Annotated in this window: 19 protein-coding genes, 6 tRNA genes and 1 other RNA gene; 10 read left to right on the top strand and 16 right to left on the bottom strand. The window is 54.3% G+C overall.

The window, feature by feature from the left end; translation table 11 throughout:
- Nucleotides 1-216, top strand: a complete 216-nt coding sequence (locus C3406_RS19725; RefSeq protein ID WP_103180635.1) for a DUF3820 family protein — start codon at nt 1-3, stop codon at nt 214-216.
- Here C3406_RS19725 and C3406_RS19720 read toward each other — a convergent pair.
- The gene (locus C3406_RS19720; protein WP_103826490.1) at nt 213-1,211 is read right to left on the bottom strand and encodes a bile acid:sodium symporter family protein; all 999 of its coding nucleotides are present in this window, start codon (nt 1,209-1,211) and stop codon (nt 213-215) included. The two genes, C3406_RS19725 and C3406_RS19720, sit on opposite strands and share 4 nt — an antisense overlap.
- A gap of 89 nt (nt 1,212-1,300) precedes the next feature.
- Here C3406_RS19720 and C3406_RS19715 point away from each other — a divergent pair, with 89 nt between their 5' ends.
- Nucleotides 1,301-2,236 carry a LysR family transcriptional regulator gene (locus C3406_RS19715; protein ID WP_103824683.1) on the top strand — a complete coding sequence of 312 codons (936 nt, stop codon included), beginning with the start codon at nt 1,301-1,303 and terminating at the stop codon, nt 2,234-2,236.
- On the opposite strand, the gene C3406_RS19710 is transcribed toward C3406_RS19715, so the two are convergent.
- The 6 genes from C3406_RS19710 to C3406_RS19685 all read right to left on the bottom strand — a co-directional run bounded on the left by C3406_RS19710 (nt 2,233) and on the right by C3406_RS19685 (nt 3,249).
- Complete coding sequence (locus C3406_RS19710) at nt 2,233-2,574, bottom strand: FlxA-like family protein (RefSeq protein ID WP_103824684.1); 342 nt, start codon at nt 2,572-2,574, stop codon at nt 2,233-2,235. The two genes, C3406_RS19715 and C3406_RS19710, sit on opposite strands and share 4 nt — an antisense overlap.
- A gap of 121 nt (nt 2,575-2,695) precedes the next feature.
- Nucleotides 2,696-2,820, bottom strand: a non-coding RNA gene (locus C3406_RS19705) — RtT sRNA.
- A gap of 29 nt (nt 2,821-2,849) precedes the next feature.
- A tRNA-Lys gene (locus C3406_RS19700) sits at nt 2,850-2,925 on the bottom strand.
- A gap of 4 nt (nt 2,926-2,929) precedes the next feature.
- A tRNA-Val gene (locus C3406_RS19695) sits at nt 2,930-3,005 on the bottom strand.
- Between the two features lie 48 nt (nt 3,006-3,053).
- A tRNA-Val gene (locus C3406_RS19690) sits at nt 3,054-3,129 on the bottom strand.
- Between the two features lie 44 nt (nt 3,130-3,173).
- Nucleotides 3,174-3,249, bottom strand: a tRNA-Val gene (locus C3406_RS19685).
- 257 nt (nt 3,250-3,506) lie between these two features.
- On the opposite strand from C3406_RS19685, the gene gltX reads away from it, so the two are divergent.
- Nucleotides 3,507-4,922: a glutamate--tRNA ligase gene (gene gltX, locus C3406_RS19680; RefSeq protein WP_103824685.1), complete on the top strand. Its 1,416-nt coding sequence runs from the start codon at nt 3,507-3,509 to the stop codon at nt 4,920-4,922.
- Nucleotides 4,923-4,959: 37 nt separating this feature from the next.
- On the opposite strand, the gene C3406_RS19675 is transcribed toward gltX, so the two are convergent.
- Nucleotides 4,960-5,355 carry a YfeC-like transcriptional regulator gene (locus tag C3406_RS19675; protein ID WP_103824686.1) on the bottom strand — a complete coding sequence of 132 codons (396 nt, stop codon included), beginning with the start codon at nt 5,353-5,355 and terminating at the stop codon, nt 4,960-4,962.
- A 1-nt stretch (nt 5,356) separates the two neighbouring features.
- Nucleotides 5,357-5,716, bottom strand: a complete 360-nt coding sequence (locus tag C3406_RS19670; RefSeq protein WP_103824687.1) for a YfeC-like transcriptional regulator — start codon at nt 5,714-5,716, stop codon at nt 5,357-5,359.
- A gap of 220 nt (nt 5,717-5,936) precedes the next feature.
- On the opposite strand from C3406_RS19670, the gene C3406_RS19665 reads away from it, so the two are divergent.
- The 3 genes from C3406_RS19665 (at nt 5,937) to C3406_RS19655 (ending at nt 8,523) form a co-directional block, all read left to right on the top strand.
- Nucleotides 5,937-6,012, top strand: a tRNA-Ala gene (locus C3406_RS19665).
- Nucleotides 6,013-6,053: 41 nt separating this feature from the next.
- Nucleotides 6,054-6,129: transfer RNA gene (locus C3406_RS19660), tRNA-Ala, on the top strand.
- 207 nt (nt 6,130-6,336) lie between these two features.
- On the top strand, nt 6,337-8,523 hold the full coding sequence (locus C3406_RS19655) for an EAL domain-containing protein (RefSeq protein ID WP_103824688.1): 2,187 nt from the start codon (nt 6,337-6,339) through the stop codon (nt 8,521-8,523).
- Between the two features lie 46 nt (nt 8,524-8,569).
- Here C3406_RS19655 and C3406_RS19650 read toward each other — a convergent pair whose 3' ends face one another.
- Nucleotides 8,570-9,757: a NupC/NupG family nucleoside CNT transporter gene (locus tag C3406_RS19650; protein WP_103824689.1), complete on the bottom strand. Its 1,188-nt coding sequence runs from the start codon at nt 9,755-9,757 to the stop codon at nt 8,570-8,572.
- A gap of 342 nt (nt 9,758-10,099) precedes the next feature.
- Between C3406_RS19650 and C3406_RS19645 the strand changes: the two genes are divergently transcribed.
- Nucleotides 10,100-11,341: an Nramp family divalent metal transporter gene (locus tag C3406_RS19645; RefSeq protein ID WP_103824690.1), complete on the top strand. Its 1,242-nt coding sequence runs from the start codon at nt 10,100-10,102 to the stop codon at nt 11,339-11,341.
- A 29-nt stretch (nt 11,342-11,370) separates the two neighbouring features.
- On the opposite strand, the gene ypeC is transcribed toward C3406_RS19645, so the two are convergent.
- Nucleotides 11,371-11,721 (bottom strand): DUF2502 domain-containing protein YpeC, encoded by a 351-nt coding sequence (gene ypeC / locus C3406_RS19640; protein ID WP_103824691.1) that lies wholly within the window; start codon nt 11,719-11,721, stop codon nt 11,371-11,373.
- A gap of 126 nt (nt 11,722-11,847) precedes the next feature.
- On the bottom strand, nt 11,848-12,846 hold the full coding sequence (mgrA, locus tag C3406_RS19635) for an L-glyceraldehyde 3-phosphate reductase (RefSeq protein ID WP_103824692.1): 999 nt from the start codon (nt 12,844-12,846) through the stop codon (nt 11,848-11,850).
- Nucleotides 12,847-13,030: 184 nt separating this feature from the next.
- Between mgrA and ipdC the strand changes: the two genes are divergently transcribed.
- Complete coding sequence (gene ipdC, locus C3406_RS19630) at nt 13,031-14,686, top strand: indolepyruvate decarboxylase (RefSeq protein ID WP_103824693.1); 1,656 nt, start codon at nt 13,031-13,033, stop codon at nt 14,684-14,686.
- Here the strand turns inward: ipdC and C3406_RS19625 are convergent, their stop codons facing one another.
- Nucleotides 14,687-15,922 carry an ion channel protein gene (locus C3406_RS19625; protein ID WP_103824694.1) on the bottom strand — a complete coding sequence of 412 codons (1,236 nt, stop codon included), beginning with the start codon at nt 15,920-15,922 and terminating at the stop codon, nt 14,687-14,689.
- Between the two features lie 204 nt (nt 15,923-16,126).
- Here C3406_RS19625 and glk point away from each other — a divergent pair, with 204 nt between their 5' ends.
- Nucleotides 16,127-17,092 (top strand): glucokinase, encoded by a 966-nt coding sequence (gene glk, locus C3406_RS19620; RefSeq protein ID WP_103180613.1) that lies wholly within the window; start codon nt 16,127-16,129, stop codon nt 17,090-17,092.
- A gap of 41 nt (nt 17,093-17,133) precedes the next feature.
- On the opposite strand, the gene C3406_RS19615 is transcribed toward glk, so the two are convergent.
- Both C3406_RS19615 and C3406_RS19610 read right to left on the bottom strand, forming a co-directional pair.
- Entirely contained in the window at nt 17,134-17,871 is a 738-nt protein-coding gene (locus C3406_RS19615) for a LytR/AlgR family response regulator transcription factor (RefSeq protein ID WP_103180611.1), read from the bottom strand.
- Between the two features lie 12 nt (nt 17,872-17,883).
- Nucleotides 17,884-19,581: a sensor histidine kinase gene (locus C3406_RS19610; RefSeq protein WP_103824695.1), complete on the bottom strand. Its 1,698-nt coding sequence runs from the start codon at nt 19,579-19,581 to the stop codon at nt 17,884-17,886.
- Nucleotides 19,582-19,967: 386 nt separating this feature from the next.
- Between C3406_RS19610 and alaC the strand changes: the two genes are divergently transcribed.
- The gene (gene alaC / locus C3406_RS19605; protein WP_103824696.1) at nt 19,968-21,209 is read left to right on the top strand and encodes an alanine transaminase; all 1,242 of its coding nucleotides are present in this window, start codon (nt 19,968-19,970) and stop codon (nt 21,207-21,209) included.
- A gap of 55 nt (nt 21,210-21,264) precedes the next feature.
- On the opposite strand, the gene ypdK is transcribed toward alaC, so the two are convergent.
- The gene (gene ypdK, locus C3406_RS26915) at nt 21,265-21,345 is read right to left on the bottom strand and encodes a membrane protein YpdK (RefSeq protein ID WP_197080173.1); all 81 of its coding nucleotides are present in this window, start codon (nt 21,343-21,345) and stop codon (nt 21,265-21,267) included.
- Nucleotides 21,346-21,463 lie beyond the last annotated feature (118 nt).

The following is a 21,463-nucleotide window of genomic DNA, read 5'->3' as shown; positions in this document are numbered from 1 at the left end:
GTGGATAAAGCGCAGCTTATTGAGATTGCCAATACCGAAATGCCGTTCGGCAAGTACAAAGGTCGTCGGCTGATTGACTTGCCGGAAGAGTATTTGCTGTGGTTTGCCCGTAAGGATGAATTTCCTGCCGGGCATCTGGGTGAGCTGATGGCCTTAACGTTGCTGATTAAAACCGAAGGGCTGACCCAGCTGGTTCAGCCCCTGAGACGTCCTTAAACTTTTGCCGCGCGGGCCTGCTCCCGCGCCTGCAACTCATCGGTCTGGCGACGGTAGCGACGCGCCAGCACCGCGCAAATCATCAGCTGCAGCTGGTGGAAGATCATCAGCGGCAGCACCATTATCCCAACCACCGAGGCTGGAAACAGAATGTTGGCCATCGGGATGCCGTTAGCCAGGCTCTTTTTCGAGCCACAGAAGACAATGGTGATTTCGTCAGCTTTGTTAAACCCGAAGCGGCGCGCGGCAAAGACGTTGATGGCAATGATAATCGCCAGTAGCACCAGGCTGACCACCACGATAAACAGCAGCGATCCGACCCCAACCTTATGCCAGATGCCATGCACCACGGCTTCGCTGAACGCGGAGTAGACCACCAGCAAAATCGATGACTGATCGGTTTTGGCGATCCACTTCTTATGTTTCGCCACAAATGCCCCGGTCCACGGGCGGGAAAGATGCCCCAGCACAAACGGCAGCAGTAGCTGCAGCATGATTTTGCCCACCTGCTCCAGACTGCCCTCTGCGCCGTGCATGTCCATCACCAGCCCCACCAGAAGTGGCGAAAGGAAAATCCCCAACAGGCTGGAGGCGGAGGCTGAACAGACCGCAGCCGCCACGTTACCGCCCGCCATGGAGGTAAAGGCGATGGCCGACTGTACCGTAGCTGGCAAAATGCAGAGATAGAGGAAACCGGTATAGAGCGCCGGGTCGACGTCGACTGGCGCCCACCAGGCAAACAGCACGCCCAGCACAGGGAAAACGACAAAGGTGCTGCACATTACCCACAGGTGCAGTCGCCAGTGACTGCCGCCGGCGATAATCGCCTCACGGGAGAGTTTTGCCCCATGCATAAAGAACAGCAGCGCGATGGCGGCAGTGGTTAAACCTTCAAAGAAGGGGACAAAGCCGCCGCGAGCCGGGAAGAAGGAAGCGAGCAGAACCACGACGATAAGAATAAGGGTGAACGGATCGAGAATGCGCAAAAGTTTCATAAACACTCCTGAAAACAGATAACGCTATTGTGCTTAACTCCGTTTGAGAAATAAAATTGATTTATTGCATCAATTTATGAGTAAAACAGATGAATTACTCTCTGCGGCAACTTCGCATATTTGTCACCGTCGCGCAGGCGAAAAGTTTCAGCCGCGCGGGAACGATGATCGGCCTGAGCCAGTCTGCGGTGAGCCATAGCGTGAAAGAGCTGGAGTTACAGACCGGCGTGCGGCTTATCGACCGCACCACCCGTGAGGTGGTGTTGACAGAGGCGGGTCAACAGCTGGCCGCGCGTCTGGAAAGATTGCTGGATGAACTTACCAGTACGCTACGTGATGCAGGCAGAGTAGGGCAACAGCTCTCCGGAACAGTAAGGGTCGCCGCCAGCCAGACCATTTCGGCGCATTTGATTCCACACTGTATCGCACAAAGTAATCATCAGTACCCGGATATCAATTTTGTGCTCCATGACCGGCCGCAGCAGTGGGTTCTGGAGAGCATCCGCCTGGGGGAAGTCGATTTCGGTATCGTTATCGATCCGGGGCCGGTTAGCGATCTGGAGTGTGAAGAGGTGCTCTCTGAGCCTTTCTTATTGCTGTGCCGTGACGACGATCCCCTTGCTGCTCTGGAGGAGGTGACGTGGCAGTCGCTTCAGGGGGCCAAACTGGTGTTACAGGATTACGCCTCTGGCAGTCGGCCACTGATTGATGCGGCTCTGACAGAGCAGCAGGTAAGGGCGACGATTGTGCAGGAGATTGGTCATCCCGCCACGCTCTTTCCAATGGTCGAAGCCGGGATTGGGATTAGCGTGCTGCCAGCGCTGGCGCTCCCGTTGCCGCAGGGGAGTCGGCTGACGGTAAAACGTTTCACGCCAATCATCGAGCGAAAGCTGATGCTGGTCCGTCGAAAGAATCGCTCGCTTTCGGGTGCTGCCCAGGCGCTGTGGGAAGTGGTACGCATGCAGGCGAAGCGGCTGACGCAGGCCCGCATACGTGATCCGCTTTTTAGCCCAGAAAACCGTTAAACGTAGATATCAATCTGGTGTTCAGCGGAAGGGGAGTTAACGCCTTCCACTTTAGCCTGCTGTTTGTCCTGCTTCTGCTGAGCTTCTTCCGCCTGGCGACGCTGCAACTGTTGGAGTTGGGCCTGCAACATTTCGATTTGGTTCTGCAGCAGCTCCTGCTGCTTTTTTTTCTCTTCCGTCGAGCCACTGCCGTTGGCAACATCTTTCAGCTGTTTGGTCAGTTTGGTGATTTGCGAGGTCAGGCGGCTGATCTGTGACGCAATGTCGCTGCCACCGGCACTGCTGCTGCCGCTGCTTTGAGTCTGGACAGACGGGGTGGATGTTTGAATCGTTGTCATGACGATAGTCTCTTGCCTAAAAAAGAGATATCGGCAGAAAATTGAAGGGCTTGAGAAGCGCTACCTGAAGTAGTAGGAATCGCAGATAGCAAAAAGGCGCCTTTAGGGCGCCTTTTTACATTGGTGGGTCGTGCAGGATGACTCGCTTCGCTCGCCCTTCGGGCCGTCGCCGCAGGCGGCTCCGTTGACTCACTGCGTTCGTCCCGAACCTGCGCAGGTTCGAATCGTTAATATCGCAGATAGCAAAAAGGCGCCTTTAGGGCGCCTTTTTACATTGGTGGGTCGTGCAGGATTCGAACCTGCGACCAATTGATTAAAAGTCAACTGCTCTACCAACTGAGCTAACGACCCGAAGTGGTGGGTGATGACGGGATCGAACCGCCGACCCCCTCCTTGTAAGGGAGGTGCTCTCCCAGCTGAGCTAATCACCCACTTCGGTACTTCATTTACTACTGCAAGAAATCCAGCTGGCGAGAAAGTGGTGGGTGATGACGGGATCGAACCGCCGACCCCCTCCTTGTAAGGGAGGTGCTCTCCCAGCTGAGCTAATCACCCACTTCTCAATTTCTTGCTACACGGCGGAGACTACATAAAGTAGTTGGTGGGTGATGACGGGTTCGAACCGCCGACCCCCTCCTTGTAAGGGAGGTGCTCTCCCAGCTGAGCTAATCACCCCCGCTGTGTGGAGTCGCATTATAGGGAGAGTTGAAAATGAGTCAACGCATTTTCTAAAGATTTTGTTCGTTCGTCGTAAAATTAAACAAAACGATCGCAAAACCACCTGTGACGCATGATTTCTAAACAAAAACGGCTACAGAGAACGATCTGACAGTAACAAGATTGAGGAATCAGGCTGGAGTGATAGAATATTGCCCACTTTAGTTTCCAGGATATGCCGGTTGTCGGCATCTTTATCACTGTAAGGCCACTTCATGAAAATCAAAACTCGCTTCGCGCCAAGCCCGACAGGCTACCTGCACGTCGGCGGTGCGCGTACTGCTCTCTATTCCTGGCTGTTTGCTCGCAACCAGGGCGGTGAGTTTGTGCTGCGTATCGAAGACACCGATCTCGAACGCTCCACGCCGGAAGCAATCGAAGCCATTATGGATGGTATGAACTGGCTCAATCTGGAGTGGGACGAAGGCCCTTATTTCCAGACTAAACGTTTTGATCGCTACAACGCCGTCATTGATGACATGCTTGAAGCGGGCACTGCATATAAGTGCTACTGCTCGAAAGAGCGCCTGGAAGCGCTGCGTGAAGAGCAGATGGCGAATAACGAAAAGCCTCGTTACGACGGTCGCTGCCGCCACGATCATTCACATCACGCGGCGGATGAACCGTGCGTAGTGCGTTTCGCTAACCCGCAGGAAGGTTCAGTCATTTTTGACGATCAGATCCGCGGCCCGATCGAATTCAGCAACCAGGAGCTGGACGATCTGATTATCCGCCGTACCGACGGTTCACCAACTTATAACTTCTGCGTCGTGGTGGATGACTGGGATATGGCGATCACCCACGTGGTGCGTGGCGAAGACCATATCAATAACACCCCACGTCAGATCAACATCCTTAAAGCGCTGAATGCGCCGGTACCGGTTTACGCCCACGTCTCTATGATCAACGGTGACGACGGTAAAAAACTGTCTAAACGCCACGGTGCAGTCAGCGTCATGCAGTATCGTGACGACGGCTACCTGCCGGAAGCGCTGCTCAACTACCTGGTGCGTCTGGGCTGGTCCCATGGCGATCAGGAGATCTTTAGCCGCGAAGAGATGATCCAGCTCTTCACCCTGAGCGCGGTAGGTAAGTCTGCCAGTGCGTTCAATACCGATAAATTACTGTGGCTGAACCATCACTACATCAATACCCTGCCGCCAGAGTATGTTGCGACCCAGCTGCAGTGGCACATTGAGCAGGCAAATATTGATACCCGCAACGGTCCACAGCTTGCCGACCTGATCAAACTGCTGGGTGAACGTTGTAAGACCCTGAAAGAGATCGCGGAAAACTGCCGTTACTTCTATGAGGAGTATGACGAGTTCGATGCCGACGCGGCGAAGAAGCACCTGCGTCCGGTTGCACGTCAGCCGCTGGAAGTGGTTCGCGACAAGCTGGCCGCCATTACCGACTGGAGCGCTGAAAATGTGCATCATGCCATTCAGGCGACAGCGGATGAGCTGGAAGTCGGTATGGGTAAAGTGGGTATGCCGCTGCGCGTAGCCGTTACCGGTGCCGGTCAGTCTCCTGCTCTGGACGTTACGGTGCACGCGATTGGCAAAACCCGTAGCGTGGCGCGGATCAACAGAGCGCTGGACTTTATTGCTGAGCGCGAAAATCAGCAGTAATCAGAACGAAAAAAACGGCAGGTCTCCCTGCCGTTTTTTATTCCTCTGGCTGATGAATGTTCAGCCGCACGAGAAAACCCTGTATCCCTTCCCGGGTAAGCAACGTTTCTAGCCGCTTTTGTTCCGCTGAAGTCATATTCTCCAGCGCATTGATGATCCCAGGTAGCACGGCAACGGGTTTAGCCTCACCGTAGCTTGCCCCGTTCTCTGCTAACTGGTAGAGCGCCTGTCGTTTACGAATGGCAGGGATGTTCATGATGTGCTCGTGCACCTGCGCATCAATATAGATCAGGCGTGCCCGCCCGCCTTTTACCCCATTAATGCCTTCCGTTTTCCAGCCATTATTGCACACCCAGCGGTTGATGGTTTGCCTGGCGACCCCCAGCGTCTCGGCAAGCTCCTCGGTGGTCATTTTACTACGTAATCTTTTCATATCAGTTCTGATCGCGGATCCCTAAACGTTGCAACAAACCGGTAATCCCTTCCCGGAGTAATAAAGAGGTGAGTTGTTTCTGCTCTGATGGTGTCATTTCGTTGGCCAGCGTAATTAACAAGGCCTGTAGCGAGTTATCGGGGTGCATGTCCGGCGATGCGGCCATATCCGGGACTCTACGTGCGTTGCGAATAAACTCCCGAACTTTCTCATTCACATGGACCAGACGCGCTTTGCCGCCCTGAACGCCGGGTTTTGGCGATGTGGACCAACCCTCTTTCCGTACCCACTTATTGATGGTCTGTCGGCTATAGCCAGTGAGTCGGGCTAACTCTTCTGGCGTCATTCGTTCCTTGATCATGCAATTTCCTGAGTAAGAGTGTGGTTAATTAGTGGGTCATTTTATAACATCGTTTTACTGGAAAACGTGACAAGATTAACTCATGGCTGCGAGCGCTCTCGCAATGTGATTCATTTGCATGAATTTTCAGCGATTGAACCACAGTGTGAGAATTTGCCGTTGACACTCAGCAATGGAATTCATATGATGCCGCCCGTCAACACGACACGCTTTACGCGATGGGGCTATAGCTCAGCTGGGAGAGCGCTTGCATGGCATGCAAGAGGTCAGCGGTTCGATCCCGCTTAGCTCCACCAAACTCTGAACCCAACAGAGTCTGGTGCGTAAAGAATACTGTGGGGCTATAGCTCAGCTGGGAGAGCGCTTGCATGGCATGCAAGAGGTCAGCGGTTCGATCCCGCTTAGCTCCACCAAAATTTAAACCCTCGCCAGACGGCGGGGGTTTTTTTATGTCCGCAATACAGCGTTTTATCTCCTTTGTTGTTCTGTAAATAAATCTTATTTGAGATTATTCCTGATCAGGAAATGCTATTTCCTGAGCCCTAACTTGAATCACCTGCATAAAGAAATTATTATTATTGTGAATTTAATAACGCCAGGTAAATTGTTTAATAAAATTAATGAATATTAAATTTAATATTAACATAAAGAGCTTCTTGCTCGCGCTGGTGTTATGCCTGATTGTCATTCCTTTTTCTCGCCTTATTTCCCCGAAATCGGTCATCGATGGTTTTGAGGTTTATCTGGCATGGATGCCGCTGAGCGTCATGCTGGCGATGATATTCTTATTTGGTCGTCAGGCTATTCTTCCGATCGTTCTCAGCTTTGCCATCATTAACGCATGGAATTTAGATTTAACGCCAGGACAGGATGCTATCTTATTATTTTGTCAGGTATTTAGTACACTGGTGGTCTGCGGAATATTGCGATGGCAGCTCGGATCGCGCTGGCGTTACCAGGTGCCCAGCCGCTTTATCGGCGCACGTATTTTCTGTCTGGGATTTATCCTTCCGCTATCAATAAAAATCTCGATGTATCTGGCCGGTTATTTATGTGATTTTCCGGTTACCCTTGCGAACTTCACTGACCGGGGTTCGGTAATCTATCATATAGTGGATATTCAGAGCCTGATTTGTGCTGTTCTGATTTTTACCATGCTGTTCTATTATCCTTTAAGAATGGTTATTAATCCGAATTATGCCCGTGCATTTTGGCGACGGAATATTCCTGATTCGTTTTCATTTCGCAACCAAATATTCACATCCTCATTACTTCTCGGTCTTGTTGCTTTCCTTTTACTGCTCTGTGTCCCTTTTCCCTCCGATATTATTGCGGGTTATCTGGTCCCGGTTGTCTTCATTTTATTCACCTTAGGCGTCAGTCGCTTTCGCTATCACTTTATCGCGCTGGGCTGGGCGCTGAGCGCCTTGCTGCTGCTGACCTATAACAGCAATTTTTTGCAGGGCGTGCAGAACGGCTACTCTCTGGCGTTTGTGCTGTCGGTGCTCATCTCCTTCGCTATTTGTCTGGCTTATATGTCCCGCATTTATCAGCGCAGTGAGTGGCTCAAACGTGACTGGCGGGAGAGGGCACTGGTCGATCCGTTAACCGGGCTACGTAACCTGCGCGCGCTGGAATGCTTTCTGAAGGACAACAGGGATGTCACCCTGTGCTGTTTGCGCATGGACAACATGGAGTTTCTGAGCCGTCATTACGGCCTGATGATGCGTGTGCAGTGCAAACGGACCATTATTCGCCAGCTACAGCCATTGCTGATGGCCAATGAGCAGGTTTTCCAGATCCCGGGTAATGAGCTGGTAGTGGTGCTCAGCGGCCCGGAAACCGGAGCGCGCCTGCAACACATCATTGATCACCTGAACAGCCGCAAAATTTACTGGAACAATATCGGCCTGGATATTGAGTTTGGCGGCGCCTGGGGCTGCGTGGAGTCTAGCGGTGGCGAGAGCCTGTACCACACGCTGGGCCAGCTGAGCTGGCTGGCGGAAAAGGCCTGCTCGGCGAATCAGGTTCTGTCGTTGAACAGCAGCCTTGAGACAGTTTCGGGACAGACGACAGAGCGTGTGCTGATGCTGAGCCGCATTAAACGGGCGCTGGATGAGGGGGGACTGCGTCTGTATGCACAACCCATCCAGAGAGCCGATGGCATGGGGTATCACGAAATTCTCTCGCGCCTGGAGAGTGAGGGTGAAATCCTTACGCCCGACAGGTTTCTGCCGCTGGTAGCGCAATTTAACCTGAGTCGACGCTTCGATATTAGCGTGGTTGAAGCGCTGCTGGTATGGTTGCAGAATCACCCTTCACAGGAGTGTTGCGCGCGTTTCTCGGTGAATCTGATGCCGCTGACGCTGATGCAAAAAGAAGTTGCGTCAGAGATCATTGCACTGTTTGAGCGCTACAGCGTGAAGCCGCAAACGGTCATTATTGAGGTGACCGAAGAGCAGGCGTTCTCCAATTCAGAAGTGAGTATCGCTAACATTCAGCAGCTGCGTCAGTACGGGTTTAAAATTGCTATCGACGACTTCGGTACCGGGTACGCCAATTACGAGCGGCTCAAGCGGCTGCAGGCGGATGTCATCAAGATCGACGGCTGCTTTGTGAAGGATGTTTGCAGCGACAGCATGGATGCGATGATTGTGAAATCCATCTGCAATCTGGCGAAGACCCGATCGCTGTGTGTGGTGGCGGAGTTTGTCGAAACGGAAGAGCAGCGGGAAAAGTTGCTCGCCTCGGGAGTGGATTATCTGCAGGGATATCTGGTCGGCAAACCGCAACCGCTCACTGAATGACAGGCGAAAAAAAACCGGGGCGTTATCCCCGGTTTTTTTATGCTGATTACAGTACCAGTGCAGCGATGGACGCAGACAGGACGCTGACCAGCGTAGAACCGTAGACCAGTTTCAGACCGAAGCGGGAAACTACGTTACCCTGCTCTTCGTTCAGACCTTTAATCGCACCGGCGATGATACCGATGGAAGAGAAGTTAGCGAAAGAAACCAGGAAGACGGAGAGAATGCCTTCGGCGCGTGGGGAGAGGCTACCGGCGATTTTCTGCAGATCCATCATCGCAACGAATTCGTTAGAAACCAGTTTGGTCGCCATAATACTGCCCACCTGCAGCGCTTCGCTGGCTGGCACACCCATCACCCAGGCTACCGGGTAGAAAATGTAACCCAGAATACCCTGGAAGGAGATACCCAGTACGGCAGCAAACAGGGCGTTCAGCGCGGAGATCAGGGCGATAAAGCCGATCAGCATCGCAGCAACAATCACTGCCACTTTGAAGCCTGCCAGGATGTATTCACCCAGCATTTCGAAGAAGCTCTGACCTTCGTGCAGATTCGCCATCTGCAGATTCTCTTCACTTTCATCCACGCGGTACGGGTTGATCAGTGACAGAACGATAAAGGTGCTGAACATGTTCAGAACCAGCGCAGCCACCACGTATTTAGGCTCTAGCATAGTCATATACGCGCCCACGATAGACATGGAAACGGTAGACATTGCCGTTGCCGCCATGGTGTACATGCGGTTGCGGGACATTTTGCCGAGGATATCTTTATAGGCAATAAAGTTCTCAGACTGACCGAGGATCAGGGAGCTTACGGCGTTGAAAGATTCCAGTTTGCCCATGCCGTTCACTTTAGACAGCACGGTACCAATAGCGCGGATGACAATCGGCAGAATGCGGATGTGCTGCAGGATACCGATCAGGGCAGAGATAAAGACGATTGGGCACAACACTTTCAGGAAGAAGAACGCCAGACCTTCGTCGTTCATTTTACCGAACACGAAGTTGGTCCCTTCATTGGCGAATCCGAGCAGTTTTTCAAACATCTCGGAGAAGCCTTTTACAAAGCCCAGCCCCACGTCTGAGTTCAGGAAGAACCAGGCGAGCAATATTTCAATAACAAGTAACTGAATGACATAGCGAATGCGGATCTTTTTGCGATCGCTGCTGACCAGCAACGCAAGCACGGCAACGACAACAAGTGCCAGGACAAAATGTAGGACGCGGTCCATATTTGCTCCAAATATGAGGCAGGTTTAATTTCGCTGCACATTCTATGAAACAAGCGTAAAGAAAACGAGATCAAAGCCACACTATCGTTGAGTCCTGTGACGAGTCTCAAAAATAGTGACATACGATACATTTTCGTTATGTTATGTAAATGAGTTAAAAGTTAAGTTTGTGTGCTACGCTTCACAAAGGCGCGTGCTTCTGCCCGCTATCGATAGACCATTCCAGCCTGCTGATTGTTCTTCGCTATCACTGCAATCACGATAATCCTTCTAAATGAACTTGATAATCATTCGCATTTTGATAGCATTTAACATAGCAAAGGCTATATTACTGAGGCAAAAATGAGCAACAGTCGCGTTGATGAGAGTAGCAGTGGTAGGGCTGCACGCAAAATGCGGTTTGCATTAATGGGACCTGCGTTTATTGCCGCCATTGGCTATATCGATCCCGGTAATTTTGCGACCAATATCCAGGCCGGAGCCAGCTTCGGCTATAAACTTTTGTGGGTGGTAGTCTGGGCCAACCTGATGGCGATGATGATCCAGGTGCTGTCGGCAAAACTGGGCATTGCCACCGGCAAAAACCTCGCGGAGCAGATCCGCGACCACTATCCGCGTCCGCTGGTCTGGTTCTACTGGGTGCAGGCGGAGATTATTGCCATGGCGACCGACCTGGCAGAATTTATCGGCGCGGCGATTGGCTTTAAGCTGATCCTCGGCGTGTCGCTGTTGCAGGGCGCGGTATTAACCGGTATCGCCACCTTCCTTATTCTGATGCTGCAACGACGCGGGCAGAAACCGCTGGAGAAAGTGATCGGTGGTCTGCTGCTGTTTGTGGCGGCAGCCTACATAGTTGAGCTCATCTTCTCTCAGCCCGATCTGGTGCAGTTGGGTAAAGGGATGGCGATCCCGAGCCTGCCGACCACCGAAGCGGTGTTCCTTGCAGCCGGGGTACTGGGCGCGACCATTATGCCGCACGTGATCTATCTGCACTCCTCGCTGACCCAGAATCTGCATGGCGGTTCACGGCAGGAGCGCTACTCCGCGACGAAATGGGACGTTGCCATCGCCATGACCATTGCCGGGTTTGTTAACCTGGCGATGATGGCGACCGCCGCAGCGGCATTCCATTTCAACGGCCATACCGGCGTTGCCGATCTGGATCAGGCGTACCTGACGCTGGAACCGCTGCTGAGTCACGCGGCGGCAACTATCTTTGGCCTGAGCCTGGTGGCGGCGGGTCTCTCTTCCACCGTTGTAGGCACGCTGGCAGGGCAGGTGGTCATGCAGGGATTCGTGCGCTTCCACATTCCTTTATGGGTGCGCCGTTCGATCACGATGCTGCCGTCGTTTGTGGTGATCCTGATGGGACTGGATCCGACCCGCATTCTGGTGATGAGCCAGGTGCTGCTCAGTTTTGGTATTGCGCTGGCGCTGGTGCCGCTGCTGGTCTTTACCAGCGACAAGAAGCTGATGGGCGAGCTGGTTAACAGTAAGACGGTGAAACGGACGGGGTGGGCGATCGTCGTGCTGGTGGTGGCGCTGAATCTGTGGTTACTAATCGGGACCGCATTGGGACTGTAAAAAAGGCGCCGGGAGGCGCCTTTTTCGTATCAGTGACGGTGACCGTGTCCGCCGTGACCATGCCCGTGACCACGGCCTCGTGGGCCTCGATGATCGTCACGATCGCTCCAGCCTGCGCGGTAGCCACGCTCATAGGCTTTACGTTTATCCCAGCCACGGTGGTAGCCGTTATCATGTCTGTGCCAGCGGTTGCCGCGCCATTCATAATGACGGCGCCAGTAGTCGCGGTCACGCCAGCCGCCGCCGTCCCAGTAGTTACCGTAATTATCACGATCGCCAATTTGTAATTTTATGGATGGCAACAGGGTGATTTCGCCAGCATTAGCGACCAGCGGGGCTGAAGCCAGTAATACTGCTGCCAGAATCAGAGACCTGAACATGGTTATTCTCCTTCACGATCGGAGCCGTAATCGGCTTGTTAAAGCAATATTAAGGGGCGGTAAAGTCCCGGATAATCGCTTTAACTCCTAATTCAGAAGGCGTAGCACTTTTTGCTAAAAGTGCTTTTAATTTACACTGTTCAGAATCGCGTCGATTTTGTTCAGCTCCTCAGGCGTGAAGTGACGGTTCGCCAGCATTCCCACGGCATCATCAATTTGCGCCGTTTTGCTGGCGCCAATCAGCACCGAGGTGACGGCCTCCTGGTGTAACACCCAAGCCAGCGCCATCTGCGACAGCTTCTGGTTGCGGCGTTCCGCCAGGGCGTTGAGCTGACGCACTTTCGCCAGTTTCTCTTCGGTGAGCTGATCCGGATTGAGGAACCGGCTTCCGCTGGCGGCGCGGGAATCTGCCGGAATACCGTTCAGATAGCGGTCGGTCAACTGTCCCCCGGCGAGCGGCGAGAAGGCAATGCAGCCCACCCCTTTTTCCTTAAGTACGTCCAGTAAGCCCGCTTCCGGGGAGCGTTCAAACATTGAGTATTTCGGCTGATGGATAAGGCAGGGCGTGCCTAAATCATCGAGGATCTCAATGGCCTGGCGAGCCAGCTCTGCCGGATAATTGGATAGCCCAACGTACAGTGCCTTGCCCTGGCGCACGACATGGTCTAACGCTTTCATCGTCTCTTTCAACGGCGTTTCCGGGTCTGGACGGTGATGATAGAAAATATCGACATACTCCAGGCCCATGCGCTTCAGGCTCTGATCGAGGCTGGCAATCAGATACTTACGCGAGCCCCAGTCGCCGTAAGGGCCCTCCCACATGGTATAGCCCGCCTTGGTTGAAATGATGAGTTCATCGCGCCAGGCGCTGAAATCTTCCTGCAAAATCCGTCCAAAGTTACGCTCTGCGGAACCCGGCGGTGGACCGTAGTTATTGGCAAGGTCGAAGTGCGTAATCCCCACATCGAAGGCACGATGTAAAAGTTGACGGCTGTTTTCGATCAACGTGGCGTCGCCAAAGTTATGCCACAGCCCCAGGGAGATGGCAGGGAGCTTGAGACCACTTTGCCCGCATCGTTGATAATTCATTGACTGGTAACGGTTTTGATTCGCCTGATAAACCATGAGACTTGCCCCTCTGCGTCAGAATGTCATTCAGTGTATACGTTTACACTAAACGTCTGGCAGGCAGATTACCTTGCGAAAATACGTAAAGCATTATTTCCATGGGCAGTTTATCGCCATTCCTGGACAGCTATCACGCTTCTTCAATACTCAAATTGAAGTCAACATTATAAGGATAACTGTCATGCAAACCCCCTACACCGTCGCCGATTACCTGCTGGACCGTCTTACAGATTGTGGTGCCGATCATCTGTTTGGCGTGCCGGGCGACTACAATCTGCAGTTTCTCGATCACGTTATCGCCAGCCCGGATATTGGCTGGGTAGGTTGTGCCAACGAATTAAATGCGGCCTATGCCGCCGATGGATATGCGCGCTGCAAAGGGTTTGCTGCGCTGCTGACAACGTTCGGGGTGGGCGAGCTCAGCGCCATGAACGGTATCGCGGGCAGTTTCGCCGAGCATGTGCCGGTTCTGCATATCGTGGGTGCGCCGGGCAGCGCCTCGCAAAAAAGAGGGGAGTTGCTGCACCATACCCTTGGTGACGGCGAGTTTCGTCACTTCTATAAGATGAGTGAGCCCGTTACCGTCGCCCAGGCGCTCCTGACTGAACAAAACGCCTGCTATGAAATCGACCGGGTCCTGACCCAGATGCTCCGGGAGCGCCGTCCGGGCTATATTATGCTGCCTGCCGATGTGGCAAAAAAACCAGCCACGCCGCCTGTTAGCGCGCTCATGGACCGTCTTTATGAGAGCGACAGTTTCCGTCTTGACGCCTTCCGCCAGGCGGCAGAAAAAAGGCTGGCCGCAAGCGATCGCACCGCGCTACTGGCCGACTTTCTGGTCCTGCGTTATGGCCTGAAAAATCAGCTGCAACGTTGGGTGGACCAAACGCCCATCGCCCACGCCACCATGCTGATGGGGAAAGGGATTTTTGACGAGCGCAAACCCGGTTTTGCCGGCACCTACAGCGGCTCCGCCAGCGCAGCCGAGGTTAACGAGGCCATTGAAGGCGCCGATACCGTCATCTGCGTGGGTACGCGTTTTACCGATACGCTTACCGCGGGCTTCACCCACAAACTTACCCATCAGCAGACCATTGACGTTCAGCCCCACGCCTCGCGCATTGGCGATGTCTGGTACACCGGGATCCCCATGACCCAGGCCATTGAGGTGCTCTCCAGCCTCTGCCATCAGTATGCCCAAACCGGGAATACGCCGCGCCCGGCGCGGCAGTTGCATGCGGTTCATCCCGGTTCGTTAACCCAGGACAGCTTCTGGAAAACGCTGCAAACCTATATTCGTCCGGGAGACATTATTCTCGCCGACCAGGGAACCTCGGCCTTTGGGGCTGGCGCGCTGCGTCTGCCGGATGAGGTCAATTTTATCGTGCAGCCGATCTGGGGATCGATTGGCTACACCCTGGCCGCCGCTTACGGTGCGCAGACCGCCTGCCCGGATCGCCGCGTGATTGCCATTACCGGCGACGGTGCGGCGCAGCTCACTATCCAGGAGCTGGGCTCCATGCTGCGGGACAAGCAGCGCCCGGTGATCATGGTCCTGAATAACGAAGGGTATACGGTGGAGCGCGCCATTCATGGCCCGAACCAGCGCTATAACGACATAGCGCTGTGGAACTGGACGCAGATCCCGCAGGCGCTCAGCCTGGATTGTCAGGCCGAGTGCTGGCGGGTGAGCGAGACGGTGCAGCTGGAAGAGGTGCTGGAGAGAGTCGCGCACCCACAACGGCTGTCGTTAATTGAGGTGATGTTGCCGAAAGCCGACGTTCCGCCGCTGCTGAGCGGCATTATCCAGGCGCTGGAAGCACGCAAAAGCGCCTGATTACTTCTCATCGTTCCAGGCAGCCATCATCGGTCTGCCCGCCAGCAACAGCCAGGCGGGCAGCATCACGATACAGAGCAGCGGCAGCAGGGTGGTGTCCGGCACCACCACTGCCGCCATAAACAGGCTTAGCCACGCATCCCGGGTGACAACCAGCACCAGCCCCATAATCGAACAGGAGAGGGTAATCGCCAGGGGAACGGCCTCTACATGTTCATGCAGCATCAACCCCAGCGCCGCGCCGACGAACACCGCCGGGAAAATGCGCCCGCCGCGAAAACCGCACGCCGCAGCCACCACCAGTGCCGCCAGTTTTATCAGCGCAAAGAGCAGATAATCTGACACGCTGAAGATCTGGCTGAAGGCCATCTGCTGCATCTCATCCAGCCCCTTAAACAGGGTGATGTTGCCCCCGATTGCCCCAAGGATCCCCAGAATAAATCCGCCAGCGCCAAGAATAAGGACCGGGTGCTTCAGACGATGCATCAGACGGTGCAGGCGTGGCAAACACCAGACCGCCACCATCCCCAGCGCGATAGCGATGGCGGCGACAATCGCGCCGCTAAAAATATCGACCATCTGCATCTGGCTGTAGTGAGCAACGGGCAGCGAGAAGTGAGGATGAAAAAAGAGGCTGGTGGTCAGGGCTCCGGCGGCGGCGGATAAGAGCGGGGCGAACAGACGATCCCAGAGCGGGATCTCCGGATTGCCGCTCAGGGTCTGGGAAAAAATCAGCGCCGCCGCAACAGGCGTGCCGAACAGCGCCCCGATGGTGCCCGCAGAGGCGAGAATGGTCCAGTCGAGGGCGTTCACCCGGGGGAACGCCCGCGCTCCTATGGCGACGGCTAGGGCGATGTTTACCGCCATCACCGGATGCTCAGGCCCAAGGCTGACGCCGCCCGCCAGACCAATAATCAGGGCGATAATCAACCCGGGCAGGGCAGCGGCATCTACCGGCGCGCCAATCAACGGCTCTACGGCCGGATCTGGCCCGGCATGTCCCGGGCTGTAGCGTATCACCAGTCCTACGGCGATACCGGTAAGCGTCAGGATTAAAATAATCCATACCGGCGAGCTTGCGTTAAGGCCGAGGGAAGCCGGTAATGAGGTCCACAAAATCGATTGCAGCACGGAGGCGACCTTCATGATCACAATCAGGATCAGGCTGGATGCAACGCCAATAATCAGCGCAGGAGGGGCCAGCAGCAGCATCGTTCTGGCTCGCGGATGGAGCATGATGATTTCCTTGTTAAAAAGAGCTGTCTGTACTTTGCACGTTCAGCCTTATGGCAATAGTGCAAATGGTGCTGAAACGGTAAAGTTATTCTGTGATGAAGATCGATAATCCTGGGGTGCTTTTATTCAGGTCGTTGTTGTTCACGGGCCTTGAATTTAGAGTGTGCCAAACAGTTATTTTGACTTTAGCGGAGCAGTAGAAGAATGACAAAGTATGCTTTGGTAGGTGATGTAGGGGGGACTAACGCGCGTCTGGCGTTATGTGACGTCAACACTGGCGAAATCTCCCGCGCCAAAACCTATTCCGGGCTGGATTATCCCAGCCTGGAAGCGGTGGTTCGTGTCTATCTGACGGAGCATGATGTCAGCGTTGAGGATGGCTGTATCGCCATTGCCTGCCCGATTACCGGTGACTGGGTGGCGATGACCAACCACACCTGGGCATTCTCTGTCGCCGAAATGAAGGCCAACCTCGGCTTTGCCCATCTGGAAATTATTAACGACTTTACCGCGGTGTCGATGGCGATCCCGATGTTAAAGCCGGAGCATCTGATCCAGTTCGGCGGCACCGAGCCGGTTGAAGGTAAGCCCATTGCCGTCTACGGCGCTGGCACCGGCCTGGGGGTTTCCCATCTGGTACACGTCGACAAGCGCTGGATCAGCCTGCCGGGTGAAGGCGGACATGTCGATTTCGCGCCAAACAGCGAAGAAGAGGGCATCATCCTCGAAGAGCTGCGTGCGGAGATCGGCCACGTCTCGGCGGAGCGGGTGCTCTCGGGTCCGGGCCTGGTGAACCTTTACCGGGCGATTGTGAAATCCGATGGCCGTCTGCCGGAAAATCTGCAGCCGAAAGATGTGACCGAACGCGCGCTGGAAGATAGCTGCACCGACTGCCGTCGCGCGCTCTCGCTCTTCTGCGTCATTATGGGGCGTTTTGGCGGCAACCTGGCGCTGAATCTGAGCACCTTTGGTGGGGTCTATATCGCGGGCGGGATCGTACCGCGCTTCCTCGACTTCTTTAAATCGTCCGGTTTCCGCGGCGGGTTTGAAGACAAGGGCCGCTTCCGCGATTATGTCCGGGATATCCCGGTGTACCTGATTGTGCATGACAATCCGGGTCTGCTGGGCTCTGGCGCGCATCTGCGTCAGACTCTGGGCCAGGTACTGTAATGGCTTCTCCCCGGTGACGTCTGTTCACCGGGGCATTCCTTTCACAGGTGCATCAGTTGGCGAAACTCTTTCACCTTGCTGCGACTCACCGGCACCTGAAAATCAAGATCCTTCAGCCGTAAAATGTAGGTGTTGTTGAACCAGGGTTCGATCTCGCGGATCTTGTTCAGATTGACGCAAAACGAGCGATGGCAACGGAAGAAATGGCTCGCCGGCAGCTTGCTGCAAAATTCGGTGATGTTCATCGGCATGACGAACGACTCGCGGCGCGTGTAGACGAAGGTCATCTTCTCATGCGCTTCGGCATAATAGATATCATTCATCGGCGTCACGATGATGCGTTCATCCTTGATCAAATTGATGGTGTCATTTTCACGCATGACCGGTGAGGCCGCGACCTGCTCCGCGCCGGACTGCTGGTGCCAGGCGTGTTCCAGCTTCTGCAGCATGCTGACAATCCGCGACTCCTGGTACGGCTTCAGAATATAGTCGAACGCTTCCAGCTCGAAAGCCTCCACCGCATGCTCTTTCCACGCGGTGACAAAGACAATAAACGGCTTACTGGCAAACTGGCTGATGTTTTGCGCCAGCAATACGCCGTCCAGAGAGGGAATATTGATATCCAGAAATATGGCGTCAACCCGGTTGTGCTGCAGAAATTTCAGCACGTCCAGACCATCTTCAAAGGTGCCGACGATCTCCATCTGGCTGTGTTCTTTAATCAGCCAGCTCAGCTCCTGTTGAGCGAGTATTTCATCTTCCACAATGATGACTTTCATGCGTCACTCCCTCTAAGGCAACAACAACGTCTGGGCATGAACGGCGGCGCGTTGGTTAGGAACATAAAACGCGATCTCGGTACCCGGCTCAAGGCGGCGAATGTGTAGTCCTTCACCATAAAGCAGCTTAACGCGGTGATGGACATTGAGCAGACCAATTTTATTGCCGGGCATCTCATTTGCCTCTACCCGTTCAATCACTTTCGGGTCGATCCCGTGGCCGGTGTCGCGCACCGCCACCCGCACGCGGTTACCGCATTCGGCCACGCTGATGGTAACCACGCCTTTACCCTTGCGCGGCTGAATACCGTGGACAATGGCATTCTCCACCAGCGGCTGGATCAGCAGGCTTGGGATCACGCAGTTCACCTCTTCATCGATGTCATAGATGACGGTGAGCTTATCGCCAAACCGCGCCTGCTCGATGGCGATGTAATCCTTGATCTGATAAAGCTCTTTTTTGATGTCGATCTGCTCGTCATCTTTCAACTCAATGTTGTAGCGCAGATAGCGCGACAGATTGAAGATCAGCTGGCGGGCGGTGTCCGGATTCAGGCGGATCGACGAGGAGATGGCGTTCAGCGCATTGAACAGGAAATGGGGATTGATTTTACTCTGCAGGGCGCGCAGCTCTGCCTTGTTTGCCATCTCCCGCAGCTGCTCGGCACGGGAGACCTCCAGCTGAGTGGAGATAATCTGCGACAGCCCGACCGCCATCTCCTGTAAGGTCGATGTGATCTGGTGCGCATGGCAGTAGTAAATTTTTAGCGTGCCGGTGACCACCCCTTTTTCCCACAGCGGGATGACAAGCATGGAGTGGATCTCCGGGGTGCGGTGGGCCTCATCGTTATTCTTAATGATGATCTTGCCGCCGCTGATTGCCTGGCGGGTGGTAGGGCTGATGGTATCATCATTATCCCGGTAGTTTGTTTCGCCCACGCCCACGTAGGCGAGCACCCGGTCAATATTGGTAATGGCCACCGCATCAGCGTCGATGTCGCGGCGGATGATGTCGCACACCTGGCGCAGCGATTCAGCGTTAATATCGCGAAACAGCGGCAGCGTCTTATTGGCAATATCCAGCGCCAGCTTGGCCTGCCGGGCAGCGCTGGCCTCTTTTTCGCTTTCCACGCTCTGCACCAGCAACACGATAAAGCCGATGCACACGGTGCCGAGGATCATCGGGATACCGATTTTAGACACAATATCCAGCCCCAGTTCGGTGGTCGGTGCCCAGGCCACCACCAGAATCATGGTCATCGTTTCACAGATCATCCCACCGATAATACCCGCCCGCCAGTGCTGCTTTTTGGGGAATGTGCGGTTGATCCAGCCCGACATCACGCCCGCGATAACGCAGGTGATCAGACAGGGAACCGCCGTTACGCCGCCGATATCGATCAGGTAGCGGTGAAGCCCGGCGATAACACCGGTGATAATGCCCACCCACGGGCCAAACAGGATCCCCCCTGACATCACGGCAATAATACGCACGTTGACCAGCGAACCTTCCACCGGCACCCCGGACCAGGTGCTGAACAGAGCAAACATCGAGAAGATGACGGTGACCGCCAGCAGCTCGCGCGGCGAGTGGGCAGACTTATGCAGCAGCTCGCGGAACAGGCGGATGCGAATGAGGAAAAACAGGCAAATCAGCATTAACGCCGCGCGATCGAACACCGCCAGCAGCATATTGAATATTTCGTGCACGGGTAAACCTGGGAAAAGAGGAAAGAACCATGATAAAAAACCTGACGCTCAATGACCAGCCATCCCGCTCTTTTATAAAATGGGGATAAACCACGTTAATCAAAGGGGATTGTATCTCAGGTCGCATAAGCGAGCAGAAAAACTAAAAAGCCACCCGGAAGTCGTAACTGTAATGATATTAAAATGTTAACAAAATAACATTCCTGATGCCTCTTTTCATTTTTGCTTCCGGTTTTTGCTTAAGCAGTGTTCCTGTTTTAGCGCTACGCTTTTTTTTATTTCTTCCCCCTCGACAAGGCGAATTTTTTCAGGTTATTTTCTAAGCACGCCACATCCGTGGCGACGTCGCTCGGACGGTCCGGGCGCTAACGTAATCTGAGGAATTTATGGCTGACTCCAGTCCTGAACGCCGTTTTTCGCGTATCGATCGTCTTCCCCCGTATGTGTTTAACATTACTGCTGAATTGAAAATGGCTGCGCGTCGGCGCGGCGAAGACATTATCGATTTCAGTATGGGTAATCCGGACGGCGCTACGCCGCCCCATATCGTGGAAAAACTCTGCACCGTCGCCCAGCGCCCGGACACGCATGGTTACTCAACCTCTAAAGGGATTCCGCGTTTACGCCGCGCCATTTCGCGCTGGTATCAGGAACGCTATCAGGTGGAGATCGACCCTGAGAGCGAAGCCATTGTCACCATCGGTTCAAAAGAGGGGCTGGCGCATCTGATGCTGGCGACGCTGGACCATGGCGACACGGTGCTGGTGCCGAACCCCAGCTACCCGATCCATATTTACGGTGCGGTCATTGCCGGTGCGCAGGTGCGCTCTGTGCCGCTGGTAGAAGGCGTCGACTTTTTTAACGAGCTGGAACGCGCCATCCGGGAAAGCTATCCGAAGCCGAAGATGATGATCCTCGGTTTTCCTTCCAACCCGACCGCCCAGTGCGTGGAACTCGACTTCTTTGAGAAAGTGGTGGCCCTGGCTAAGCGCTACGACGTGCTGGTGGTGCATGACCTGGCCTACGCCGACATTGTGTATGACGGCTGGAAAGCGCCGTCGATCATGCAGGTACCCGGCGCGCGGGACGTCGCGGTGGAGTTTTTCACCCTGTCGAAAAGCTACAACATGGCGGGCTGGCGTATCGGCTTTATGGTCGGCAACAAGACGCTGGTAAACGCGCTGGCACGTATCAAAAGCTACCACGACTACGGCACCTTTACCCCGTTGCAGGTAGCGGCCATTGCTGCGCTGGAAGGCGATCAGCAGTGCGTGAAGGAGATTGCCGCCCAGTACAAACGCCGTCGCGATGTGCTGGTCAAAGGGCTGCATGAGGCGGGCTGGATGGTGGAGATGCCGAAAGCTTCGATGTACGTCTGGGCGAAGATCCCGGAGGCCTACGCCGCGATGGGGTCGCTGGAGTTTGCCAAAAAACTCCTGCAGGATGCGAAAGTGTGCGTCTCCCCGGGGATTGGCTTTGGCGACTACGGCGATACGCACGTGCGTTTCGCGTTGATTGAGAACAGCGATCGTATCCGTCAGGCGGTGAGGGGCATTAAAAGCATGTTCCGCGCCGACGGACTGTTGCCCCAGGTAACAAAGACCACGCCAGAGCAGGCGGGTCAGTAACCCCAAAAAAAACAGGCGCCTTGGGCGCCTGTTTTTTTGACTACATTTTCTTTGCTCAGTTCATCATCAGGGCAAACGTACCGACCCATGCGAACAAAATCACTGAAAAACCCATAAAGAAATATTTCACGTTCATCGCTCCGCGTATTTCGTGATACGCAATAAAAAACAGAGTCCAACTGAGTATAGAGAGGTGAAGTCAGTCCAGGGCGGAAATGAGAATTATCCCGTTTCAGCGACGACTCCAGCTCAGA

Origin of the sequence: Leclercia sp. LSNIH8 (assembly GCF_002920195.1) — a bacterium.
Lineage (GTDB): Bacteria > Pseudomonadota > Gammaproteobacteria > Enterobacterales > Enterobacteriaceae > Enterobacter.
Note: the sequence above shows the minus strand (reverse complement) of the source record. Positions and strands in the feature narration are given on the sequence as shown.